This window comes from Nonomuraea sp. NPDC049646, from assembly GCF_044465525.1.
Lineage (GTDB): Bacteria > Actinomycetota > Actinomycetes > Streptosporangiales > Streptosporangiaceae > Nonomuraea.
In genome coordinates, this window is sequence record NZ_JBITLU010000007.1 from 350,238 (window position 1) to 361,469 (window position 11,232).

Genomic DNA, 11,232 nt, shown 5'->3' on the forward strand with positions numbered 1-11,232 from the left:
CCTGGGGACTCGCGCGGGGGGCACGCATGGGGGAACCACGTCCGCCCTCGGAAGGCGTGACCACGGCGGCGCGCGGGAGGCGCCCGGCGGTGGCGGGCGGCCTCGGCCTCGGCGCGGCTGTCGCGCTGGTCATGGGGAACGTCGTGGGCACCGGCATCTTCCTGCTGCCCGCCTCGCTGGCCGCGTTCGGCACGGTGAGCCTGGTCTCCATGGTCCTGGTCACCGCGGGCGCCATCGCGATGGCGATCGTCTTCGGCCGCCTGGGCGGGCGCGTCCCGGCGGCGGGCGGCCCCTACGCCTACGCCCGCGAGGCGTTCGGGGAGTTCGCCGGGTTCTGGATCGCCTGGTCGTTCTGGCTGACCGCGTGGATCGGCAACGCGGCCATCGCCGTGGCCTGGGTGGGCTACGTCCAGTACCTGGCCCACGGGCTGCTCGGGGTCGACTGGGGCAGCACGCTCGGCGCGATCCTCATCGGCCTGACCGGGCTGTGGATCCCGGCCGTGGTCAACCTGGCCGGCGTGCGCAACGCGGCGGCCTTCCAGGTGGTCACCACGGTCCTGAAGTTCACGCCGCTGCTGTTCGTGGCGATCGTGGGCCTGTTCTTCGTGCACAAGGACAACTACCCGCCGTTCAACGCCAGCGGAGGCGGCTGGGTGTCGGCCGTCTCCCTGGCGGGGGCGGTCACGCTGTTCATCTACTCGGGCGTGGAGAGCGCCGCCATCGCGGCCGACCGGGTCAAGGACCCGGTCCGCACCATCGGCCGGGCCAGCGTCATCGGCGTGCTGGCCTGCGCCGTCATGTACATCCTCAGCACGGTCGCCGTCATGGGCACCGTGCCGCAGGAGGAGCTGGTCGGGTCCACCGCGCCCTTCGCCGCGGCGCTGGACCACATGTTCGGCGGCACCGGCGGCGGGCTGCTCATGGCGGCGTGCGCCGTCGTCTCCGGCATCGGCGCGCTCAACGGGTGGACGCTGCTGGTCGCCGAGATGCCGCTGGCCGCCGCCAAGGACGGCATGTTCCCGCCCGCCTTCTCCGCGGTCTCCCGCCGCGGCGCGCCCCTGACGGGCATCCTGGCCGGGACCGTCCTGACCTCGCTCATGCTGCTGGTGGGCTACGCCTCCGCCAACGCCTTCGACACGATCGTGCTGCTGGCCTCCTTCACCACGGTCATCCCCTACTTCTTCTCGGCCGCCGCGCAGCTGTTCTGGCTGGTCACCCGGGAGCGGCGGATCGACCGCGGGCGGCTGGCCCGCGACCTGGCCGTCGCGCTGCTCGCGCTGCTGTTCTCGTTCTGGATGGCGTACGGCTCTGGGCCCCCCGCCGTGCTCGGCGGGACGCTGATGCTGTTGGTCGGCGTGCCCGTCTACATCTGGCTGAAGGCCAGGCACGGCGACTACGGCCCGCGTGATGTCCGCCGCGCTGAGGGGATATCTGAAAAATGACCTTTCATGTCGATTCAGAGGTCGGCCGACTGCGCCAGGTCCTGCTGCACAAGCCGGAGCTGGCCCTCAAGCGGCTGACCCCCAGCAACAAGGACGCCTTCCTGTTCGACGACGTGCTCTGGGTGCAGCGCGCGGTGGAGGAGCACGAGGAGTTCGAGCGGGTGCTGCGCGGCCGCGGCATCGTCGTCCACATGCTGGCCGACCTCCTGCGCGACGTGGTCGACATCCCCGAGGCCCGCAAGCACATCCTGGACGCGGTCATCGACGAACGCTGGCTCGGCCCGACCGCCATCGACGACATCCGCAACACCCTCGACGGCATGGACGCCGGCACCCTCCAGATGCACCTGACCGGCGGCATCACCAAGCGCGAGCTCGTCGCGATGGGCTGCGACCCCAAGTCGGTGGCCTTCCACACCACCGCCGACGACGACTTCGTCCTGCCGCCGCTGCCCAACCACCTGTTCACCCGCGACACCTCCTGCTGGATCTACGACGGCGTGTCGATCAACGCGATGCGCAAGAAGGCCCGCATGCGCGAGACGGTCAACCTGGAGGCCGTCTACCGGTTCCACCCCATGTTCGCCGCCGGCTTCGACCGGCCCTACGAGGGCGGCTTCCACTGCTGGCTGCCCGGCCACGCGATGGCGCCGGCGACCCTGGAGGGCGGCGACGTGCTGGTCATCGGGCGCGGCGCGGTGCTGGTCGGGATGAGCGAGCGCACCCAGCCGCAGGCGGTCGAGATGCTGGCCCAGCGGCTGTTCGCCGCCGGGTCGGCGAACCGGATCGTGGCGCTGGACATGCCGAAGGCGCGCGCGTTCATGCATCTCGACACGGTCATGACCATGCTCGACGTCGGGGTGTTCACCAAGTACGCCGGGCTCGGGATGTTGCCGGCGTACACCATCGAGCCGGGCGAGACCTCCAAGGAGCTGAGGGTCACCGACCACCCGCCCCAGGACATGCACAAGGCCATCGCCCACGCCCTCGACATGGACGACATCACCGTCCTGACCCCCCACCAGGACGTGTACGCCGCCGAACGCGAGCAGTGGGACGACGGCTGCAACGGCCTGGCCGTCGAGCCGGGCGTCGTCATCGCCTACGAGCGCAACACCACCACGAACAACCACCTGCGCGACAACGGCATCGAGGTCATCACCATCCGGGGCAGCGAGCTCGGCAGAGGGCGCGGCGGCCCGCGGTGCATGAGCTGCCCGCTGGAGCGCGACGGCATCTAGCGGACGTCCGGCCGGCACCCGGGCGGCCACAGGAAGGGGCGACATGGCGTTCAACCTGCGCAACCGCAGTTTCCTCAAGGAACTTGACTTCACGCCGGAGGAGTTCGGCTTCCTGCTGCACCTGTCGGCGGAGCTGAAGGCCGCCAAGTACGCCGGGATCGAACGGCAGCGGCTCAAGGGCAAGAACATCGCGCTCATCTTCGAGAAGACCTCCACCCGCACCCGCTGCGCGTTCGAGGTGGCCGCCCACGACCAGGGGGCGCACGTCACCTACCTCGACCCGGCCGGCTCGCACATCGGGCACAAGGAGTCGGTCAGGGACACCGCGCGGGTGCTGGGCCGGATGTTCGACGGCATCGAGTACCGGGGCAGCAAGCAGTCCTACGTCGAGGACCTGGCGGCCTTGTCCGGCGTGCCGGTGTGGAACGGCCTGACCGACGAGTGGCACCCCACGCAGATGCTGGCCGACATGCTCACCGTCCAGGAGCACAGCGACAAGCCGCTGCGCGAGGTGTCCCTGGCCTACCTGGGGGACGCCCGCAACAACACCGGCCATTCGCTGCTGGTCACCGGCGCGCTGCTCGGCCTGGACATCCGGCTGGTCACCCCGGCGGCGCTGCGGCCCGACCGGGACCTCGCGGTGCGGCCCGCCGAGGAGCTGGCCCGGTCCACCGGCGCCCGGATCACCATCACCGAGGACGTGGCCGAGGGCGTCAGGGGCGCCGACTTCCTCTACACCGACGTGTGGGTCTCGATGGGCGAGCCGAAGGAGGTGTGGGACGAGCGGATCGAGCTGCTGCTGCCGTACCAGGTGAACGACGACGTCGTCCGGGCCACCGGCAATCCGGACGTGAAGTTCATGCACTGCCTGCCCGCCTTCCACAACCGGGAGACCGGCGTCGGCGCCGACATCCACGCCAGGACCGGCCTGGAGGCGCTGGAGGTGACCGACGAGGTCTTCGAGTCGCCGCGCTCCATCGTCTTCGACGAGGCCGAGAACCGGCTGCACACCATCAAAGCGGTCATGGTCGCAACCCTGGGGGACTGAATGCGGGTCATCGTCGCACTCGGCGGCAACGCGGTGCTCAAGCGCGGCCAGAAGCCGGACGCCGACGTGCAGAGGGACAACATCGCCACCGCCGTCAGGACGCTGGCACAGCTGGCCGGCGAGCACGAGCTGGTCATCACCCACGGGAACGGCCCCCAGGTCGGCATGCTGGCGCTGGAGAGCGCCGCGGACCCCAACCTGAGCCGGCCCTACCCCTTCGACACGCTCGGCGCGCAGACGCAGGGCATGCTCGGCTACTGGATGCAGCAGGCGCTGCAGAACGCCCTGCCCGGCCGGCAGGTGCTCGCCATGGTCACCCAGACCCTGGTCAGCGCCGTCGACCCGGCCTTCGACGACCCCACCAAGTTCGTCGGCCAGATCTACGAGGAGGACGAGGCCCGCAAGCTGGCCGCCGAGTACGGCTGGACCGTCAAGCCCGACGGCGACCACTGGCGCCGCGTCGTCCCCTCCCCCGCGCCGCAGCGCATCGTGGAGACCCGGCTGATCCGCAAGATGATCCGCGAGGGCGTCGTGGTGGTCTGCGCGGGCGGCGGCGGCATCCCGGTCGTGCGGGACGCCCGCGGCCGGCTCGCCGGCGTCGAGGCCGTCATCGACAAGGACCTGACCGCCTCGATGCTGGCCGAGGCGCTGGAGTGCGACGCCTTCCTCATCCTGACCGACGTCCCGCGGGTGTACCGCGACTTCGGCGCCCCGGACCAGCGCGAGATCGCCTGCACCACCCCGCACGAGCTGCGCGGCCTGCGCTTCCCGGCCGGGTCGATGGGGCCGAAGGTGGAGGCGGTGTGCCGGTTCGTCGAGACGACCGGCGACATGGCCGCCATCGGCAGGCTGGACGAGGCCAAGGACATACTCGCCGGTTCCGCGGGCACGATTGTCACGCCCAACGGGATGTGGCCGTTGACGAGCACCCTCTAGGAGACCGACGTGACACTGGCCGCACGGCTGCTGCGCACCAAGCCGACCGAGCGCATCGTGGCCGAGGGCGGGCAGGGCGAGGGCGGCGAGCTGCGGCGCACGATGACGTTGTGGCAGCTCACGCTGTTCAGCGTGGGCGCCACGCTGGGCACCGGCATCTTCGTCATCCTCGGCCAGGCGGTGCCCAAGGCGGGCCCGGCGGTGGTGCTGGCGTTCGTGCTGGCGGCCGTCACGGCGCTGTTCTCGGCCCTGTCGTACGCCGAACTGGCCGGGACGATCCCGGTGTCCGGGTCGTCCTACTCCTACGCGTACGCGACGCTGGGCGAGCTGGTGGCCTGGGTGTGCGGCTGGTGCCTCATGCTGGAGTACGCCGTGTCCGTCGCGGCCGTGGCCGTGGGCTGGGGCGAGTACCTCAACGCGTTCCTGCGCAGCCTGTTCGGCTGGACGCTGCCCGAGGCCGTCACCCGCTCCCCCGGCCAGGACGGCGGCGTGGTCAACGTCACCGCGATCCTCATCGTGCTCCTGGCCACCTGGCTGCTGCTCTACGGGGCCTCGGAGTCGGCCACCGCCAACGCGGTGTTCGTGCTGATCAAGATCGCGGTGCTGGTGTTCTTCTGCGTGGTGGCGTTCACGGCGTTCCAGGCCGGGAACTTCACCCCGTTCGCGCCGCTCGGGGTGGCCGGCATCACCGCGGCCGCCTCGCAGGTGTTCTTCTCCTACATCGGCTTCGACGCCGCCTCCACCGCCGGCGAGGAGGCCAGGAACCCCAAGCGCGACCTGCCCCTGGCCATCCTGCTGTCCCTGCTCATCGTCACCGCCGTGTACGTCCTGGTCGCCGTGGCCGCCGTCGGGGCCAAGCCGTGGACCGAGTTCGACCCGGAGAGCACCGAGGCGAGCCTGTCGCAGATCGTCGACCAGGCCACCGGCGCCGCCTGGCCGGGCATGATCGTCTCCTTCGGCGCGGTGATCGCCATCGCCAGCGTCGTGCTCACCGTCATCTACGGCCAGACCCGCATCCTGTTCGCGATGTCCCGCGACGGGCTCATCCCCCGGATCTTCCAGCGGGTGAACCCGCGCCACCAGGTGCCGGTCGCCAACACGCTGATCGTGGCCCTGTTCATCTCGGTCCTGGCCGGGCTGGTGCCGCTCGGCCAGCTCGCCGAGGCCACCAGCATCGGCACGCTGTTCGCCTTCCTCATCGTCAACGTCGGCGTGCTGGTCCTGCGCTACCGCAGCCCGGAGCTGCCGCGCAGCTTCCGCACGCCGCTCTTCCCCCTCACCCCGGCGCTCGGCGCGGTCTTCTGCGTCATCGTGATGGCCGGGCTGGCCGGCGTCACGTGGGCCGCCTTCGGCCTGTGGATGCTGGTCGGCCTGATCTGCTATTTCCTGTACGGCTACAGGCATTCACGGCTGAATGCCGAGGTGCGGTGACATGAAGTTCGACAAGGTGCTGGCCGGGTACATCGCCGAGCCGCGCGGCGGGGACGGGCTCGCGCTGGCCGTCGTGCTGACCCGGCAGACCGGGGGCAGCCTGACGGTCGCGACCGTCCAGCCGCCCGTGACGACCACGCCGGGCCCCGCCCGCGCCGATGAGGGCGCCTGGCGCTCCTATCTGCGCGAGCAGGCCGAGGCCGCGCTGGCGCAGGCCCGCGAGCTGGCCGGCGACCAGGCGGAATACGTCCGCCACACCAACAAGGGCAGCGGGCGCGGCCTGGTGGAGGTGGCCCGCAGGCGCGGCGCCGACGTCGTGGTCATCGGCTCCGCGCCCGGCGGCACCCGGTCGCGCATCACCGTCGGCAGCACCGCCGACCAGCTCCTGCACTCCTCGCCGGTGCCCGTGCTGCTCGCCCCGCGCGGCTACGGCGACGACCCGCCGGCCGCGTTCGAGCGCATCACCGTCGCCTACCGCCGCGGGCCCGGCGCCGACGCCGCCGTCCGGGGCGCGGCCAAGGCCGCGGTCACCCTGGACATCCCGCTGCGGCTGGTCACCCTGGTGGTCAGGACCGGCCGCCGCGTCCAGGTCGAGGAGGACATGCTCGTACGGCTGCGCGACCAGGCCGCCGCGGACCTGCGGGCGGCGGCGCGGGGGCAGCGGCGCAGGCTCCAGGTCGAGGTGGAGCTCCTGGAGGGCCGGAACGTGGCACAGGCGCTCGGCACGACCACGTGGCTGCCGGGAGAGCTGCTGGTGTGCGCCTCCAGCGACGCCGGGCCGCTGCGCCGGGTCTTCCTGGGCGACACGTCCATCAAGATCGTCCAGGCCGCGACCTGCCCGGTCATGATTCTGACCCGCGAGACCTGACGCTCGATTTCACTCGTCAAACTATGACGAAGTAGTGTTGCCATCGGTACAAGAGGGGCGTTTGTTGCGTTCCCTCCCGGACCGGATTCGGCATCTTTTTTCCAATCAGCTTGACCTTAGGCTCCCACCCCTTTACCGTCACTGTGCGTAACCACACCGCGCGGCGTTCTGGGGTAAACCCAGGGCCACGGCTACCGATGGTGCCGAGCCTGGCACCGTACCCCCCGGTGGCTGGGGCATATGCCGCAAGGGAGCACAATCTACTAAGAGCGATACATACGAGAGCCGGGGGGCCACACGATGCCGTCTGAGTACGCAAAGTCGCTGGGTGCACGACTCCGCGCCATCCGCACCCAGCAGGGCCTGTCCCTGCATGGAGTCGAAGAGAAGTCGCGCGGCAGGTGGAAAGCCGTGGTCGTGGGCTCTTACGAGCGTGGCGACCGAGCTGTCACCGTGCAGAAACTTGCCGAGCTTGCCGACTTCTACGGGGTGCCCGTCTCCGAGCTGCTGCCCGGAGGCGCCGCGCCGAGCCCGCTCGGGCCCACTCCCAAGCTTGTGATCGACCTGGAGCGCCTGGCGACACTGCCGAAGGAGAAGGCCGGAGCGCTTGCCCGTTACGCCGCCACCATTCAGAGCCAGCGTGGCGACTACAACGGCAAGGTCCTGTCGATCCGCCAGGAGGACCTGCGTTCGTTGGCTGTGATCTATGACAAGTCGCCCAGCGAGTTGACCGAGGAGCTCATCAGCTGGGGTGTGCTCGACGCCGAGGCGCGCCGGGCCGTCGAGTCGTTCTAGAACCCACCGCTTCACCCCCGAAGGGCCCGCCAATTCCCCTGGCGGGCCCTCCGTCGTACCGCCCCAAAATGAACTTTCAATTACCTCGGCGAACGCGACATTTACCCCCACCGAATCCCCAAAACCGATTCCCCGGCCCTCACGCACCCCGACAGGCCAATGGGGCCGACGAACCGGAGCCCCACCGGCCCGACAGAGAGCCGGCAAAGACGCCCTCGAGGCAGCACGGGAGCCGCATACCGCCCCGCAGGCGTTGCGGACGGTCCCCTGCCCCCTTTTGGGCACGCGTGTCAGTGACAGCCGCCTTGCTTACGTTCATCGGCTTTGTTAGACCCCGCCACCCGCGCTCTTCCGCGCGGCGGCGTCGCCTGGAGAGCCGGGCGGCGGGGTCAGCCCGCCAGCGGCACGTCCACCGGAAGCTGGGGCTGGGCGGGGACGCCGAGCAGGTCTTCCACGGTCGAGACGAACGTCTCGGCCTCGGCCAGGATCTCACTGGCGTCGGCCGCGCTGATGCCGCGGACGACGCCCGCCTCCGCGGCCGCGCGCTTGGCGGCGCTCACGGAGAAGTAGGCGGCCCACTCGGCGAGGTGCGGCTCGGCCTCGGGCAGCAGCTCCCACGCGCTGCGCAGACGGCGCCTGCGGCCCTCCATGGGACGGGGACGGGCGGCCAGGATCGCCGCAGCCGCACGAAGAGCCGCCAGATGGGCGGCCACATATCGGGATGCCGGGGTGCGAGCGGCGGTCGCCTCCGCCAGGCAGGAACGTGAATCGGTCAAGTGTGCCCGAACCGCAGGCGACAGCCGGGGCCCGGGCGTTTCTCTAGGCCGTGGTGCCATCTTGCGCGCCTCCTTGGAGTCGTGGGCGGCGGCCGGCGTCTCCGCCGGTGAGGCCAACACTCTCAGACGCCACCGACATTTCCGCCGGGCCGGCCGGACGAGGAGCTTCCCCTCTCCCCGTCCGGCCAGGACACGCCCACTCGTCTCCGCCGACGACGAGGACGCGCCCTTCGCCCGTGGAGCCTGGCCGCGGGAATCGCTTGGGGAAGCGAACGGCCGCGGCCAGGCCCTTGGGTGACGTTGAGCCGCGAGCCTCACCGCCACTAGGTCGAACATAATTTCGATCACGCTCGGTGTCAACCTGTTCCACGAACACAGGTTCGATGACCATGGAGCGAAACGATCGATCCGTCCCGTGACGTCCCTCCGTTCGGACATGATCGCCGCCCGGAACGCGCAAAGCCGCCGCCACCGGGGAAGGTGGCGGCGGCGGGACGGCCGGACCGGACGAGACGGCGGCTCAGGAGACGGAGATGGCCCCCGACGGGCACAGGGACACCGCGCGCCGCACCGCCTCCTCCTGCCCTTCCTCGGGCACCTCGCGCAGCAGCACCACCGTGCCCTCGTCCTCACTCTGGTCGAACACCTCCGGCACCGTCAGGGCGCACATGCCCGCCCCGATGCACACCGTCGTATCCGCTGTGATCTTCATCGTGACCTACCAAGTGACAGGGAGGCGGTGCACTCCGTAGACGCTCATGTCCGAACGCATCGGCACCTCCTCAGGCGTTACGGCCAAGCGTAGGCCAGGCAGGCGGCGCAGCAGCGCCGGGTACGCGATGCGCATCTCGGCCCGGGCGAGCTGCTGCCCGAGGCACTGGTGGATGCCGTGGCCGAACGTCAGGTGCCCGCCGACCGGCCGGTGGACGTCGAGGCGGTCGGCGTCCTGGAAGCGGGAGGGGTCGCGGTTCACGGTGGGCAGGTGGAGGGCGATCGACTCGCCCGCCCTGACCAGGTGGCCCTCGATCTCGACGTCCTCCAGGGCGCTGCGCACCGGGCCGATGTGGATGATGGTGAGGTAGCGCAGCAGCTCCTCCACACCGTTGTCCACCACCGAGGGGTCGTCGCGCATGGCGGCGAGCTGGTCGGGGTTGGTGAGCAGCGCGTACGTGCCCAGCCCCAGCATGTTGGCGGTCGTCTCGTGCCCGGCCAGCAGGAGCAGGAACGCGACCCCGGTCAGCTCCTCGTGGTTCAGCTCCCCGACGAGCCCGCTGAGCAGGTCGTCGGCCGGCTCGGCCCGCTTGCGCCCGATCAGCTCCGACAGGTACGCCCCGATCCTGGTGAACGCGGCCAGGGCGTCGTCGGCCTTGGTCTCCAGGTTGACCAGGATCCTGGTCTCCTCCTGGAACACCGCGCGGTCCTCGTACGGCACCCCGAGCAGCTCGCAGATCACCAGAGACGGGATCGGCAGCGCGAAGGACTGCACCAGGTCCGCGGGCGGCCCGGCGGCCTGCATGGCGTCGAGGCAGGAGTGGGTGATCTCCTCGATCCTGGGTTCGAGCGCCTTCATCCGCCGGACGGTGAACTGTCCCATGAGCAGCTTGCGGTAGCGCGTGTGCTCGGGTGCGTCCATGCGCAGGAAGAACCCGGGCGGCAGTTCCCGCTGGAGCTGCACTCGAGCGGGCACGACGGGGTGCAGCCGCTCAGGACGGTTGCTGAAGCGCGGGTCGGCCAGGATCGCGCGGGCGGCCGAGTAGCCGGTGACCAGCCAGCCGAGGTGGCCGTCGGCGAAGGTCAGGCGGTGCATGGTGCCCTGTTGTCGCAGGGCCGCGGCTTCCTCCGGCGGATCGAACGGCCGCCGGCGGGCGATGGGAAAGGTCAGGTCGGACATGCTGGCTCCCTTCCGAGCTCACCTCCCAGAAAACCTCAACCGATGCAAAACTTCAATGCATGAAATTCGTATATCGGTGTAGAGTTCCGTCATGGTAGGACTGCGGGAGCGCAAGAAGCAGCGCACGCGCCGGGCGCTGATCGAGGGCGCGCTCCGGCTGTTCGGCGAGAAGGGCTACGAGGAGACCACGCTGGCGGAGATCGCCGCCGCCGCCGAGGTCTCCACGCGCACCTTCTTCAGCTACTTCGCCAGCAAGGAGGACGTGCTGTTCTACGACTCCGAGCACCAGATCGAGCGCGCGCTGGCGTTCCTGTCCGCGCCCGCCCCCGGACAGCCGCCCGCCGACCTGCTGCGCGCCTTCATCGAGGACACGCTCTCGACGACGGACGACGGCCGCGACACCTGGTCGGAGCTCACGGCGCTGCGCCTCGACCTCATCATGCGCGAGCCGCCCCTCCAGGCGCGGGCGCTGCACCTGCTGTTCGACAGCCAGCTCCGGCTGGCCGAGGCCCTGTCGGCGGCCTATCCCGGCCGGCTCGACCGGGTGGAGGCGGCGGCGGCCGTGGGGTCGCTGATCGGCGCGGTGAAGCTGGCCGTGATGACCACGCTCAACGACGGCCTCCCGATGGAGCAGGCCCGCGACGCCGCCCGCCGGGCCGCCGACATCGCCCTCCACGGCCTCCCCCGCTGACCCGCCCCCGCCGATCCCCCGGCACGGCCGCGGGTGGCGGGTGACGGCGCGCGTCTGACAGGCTGTCGGCGCGGGCGGCGGACGACGGACCGGCCGTACGGGAACGGCCGCGT

11 protein-coding genes are annotated in these 11,232 nt (G+C 70.7%); 8 read left to right on the forward strand and 3 right to left on the reverse strand.

The features are described 5' to 3' along the window. The first annotated feature begins 26 nt into the window (after nucleotides 1–26). The 7 genes from ACIBQ8_RS22875 to ACIBQ8_RS22905 all read left to right on the forward strand — a co-directional run bounded on the left by ACIBQ8_RS22875 (nucleotide 27) and on the right by ACIBQ8_RS22905 (nucleotide 7,761). Nucleotides 27–1,442 (forward strand): amino acid permease, encoded by a 1,416-nt coding sequence (locus ACIBQ8_RS22875; RefSeq protein ID WP_397192909.1) that lies wholly within the window; start codon nucleotides 27–29, stop codon nucleotides 1,440–1,442. Then, entirely contained in the window at nucleotides 1,439–2,683 is a 1,245-nt protein-coding gene (locus ACIBQ8_RS22880; protein WP_397171278.1) for an arginine deiminase, read from the forward strand. Before ACIBQ8_RS22875 ends, ACIBQ8_RS22880 begins: the two co-directional genes overlap by 4 nt. Nucleotides 2,684–2,726: 43 nt before the next feature. Continuing rightward, complete coding sequence (argF, locus tag ACIBQ8_RS22885; protein WP_364331553.1) at nucleotides 2,727–3,731, forward strand: ornithine carbamoyltransferase; 1,005 nt, start codon at nucleotides 2,727–2,729, stop codon at nucleotides 3,729–3,731. Then, nucleotides 3,732–4,667: a carbamate kinase gene (gene arcC / locus ACIBQ8_RS22890; RefSeq protein ID WP_397171276.1), complete on the forward strand. Its 936-nt coding sequence runs from the start codon at nucleotides 3,732–3,734 to the stop codon at nucleotides 4,665–4,667. Between the two features lie 9 nt (nucleotides 4,668–4,676). Then, nucleotides 4,677–6,098, forward strand: coding sequence for an amino acid permease (locus tag ACIBQ8_RS22895; RefSeq protein ID WP_397171274.1), 1,422 nt, complete (start codon nucleotides 4,677–4,679; stop codon nucleotides 6,096–6,098). Nucleotide 6,099: 1 nt separating this feature from the next. Then, nucleotides 6,100–6,966 carry a universal stress protein gene (locus ACIBQ8_RS22900; protein ID WP_397171272.1) on the forward strand — a complete coding sequence of 289 codons (867 nt, stop codon included), beginning with the start codon at nucleotides 6,100–6,102 and terminating at the stop codon, nucleotides 6,964–6,966. 300 nt (nucleotides 6,967–7,266) lie between these two features. Further along, nucleotides 7,267–7,761 carry a transcriptional regulator gene (locus ACIBQ8_RS22905; protein ID WP_026214021.1) on the forward strand — a complete coding sequence of 165 codons (495 nt, stop codon included), beginning with the start codon at nucleotides 7,267–7,269 and terminating at the stop codon, nucleotides 7,759–7,761. A 389-nt stretch (nucleotides 7,762–8,150) separates the two neighbouring features. Here the strand turns inward: ACIBQ8_RS22905 and ACIBQ8_RS22910 are convergent, their stop codons facing one another. From ACIBQ8_RS22910 to ACIBQ8_RS22920, 3 genes are all read right to left on the reverse strand, one after another. Beyond that, nucleotides 8,151–8,537, reverse strand: coding sequence for an SAV_6107 family HEPN domain-containing protein (locus tag ACIBQ8_RS22910; protein WP_352322609.1), 387 nt, complete (start codon nucleotides 8,535–8,537; stop codon nucleotides 8,151–8,153). A gap of 520 nt (nucleotides 8,538–9,057) precedes the next feature. Continuing rightward, nucleotides 9,058–9,249 (reverse strand): (4Fe-4S)-binding protein, encoded by a 192-nt coding sequence (locus ACIBQ8_RS22915; protein WP_357705325.1) that lies wholly within the window; start codon nucleotides 9,247–9,249, stop codon nucleotides 9,058–9,060. Between the two features lie 6 nt (nucleotides 9,250–9,255). Further along, a complete protein-coding gene (locus tag ACIBQ8_RS22920; protein WP_397192910.1) occupies nucleotides 9,256–10,428 on the reverse strand; it encodes a cytochrome P450 in 1,173 nt (390 codons plus the stop codon). A 91-nt stretch (nucleotides 10,429–10,519) separates the two neighbouring features. On the opposite strand from ACIBQ8_RS22920, the gene ACIBQ8_RS22925 reads away from it, so the two are divergent. Further along, complete coding sequence (locus tag ACIBQ8_RS22925; protein ID WP_397171268.1) at nucleotides 10,520–11,119, forward strand: TetR/AcrR family transcriptional regulator; 600 nt, start codon at nucleotides 10,520–10,522, stop codon at nucleotides 11,117–11,119. Nucleotides 11,120–11,232 lie beyond the last annotated feature (113 nt).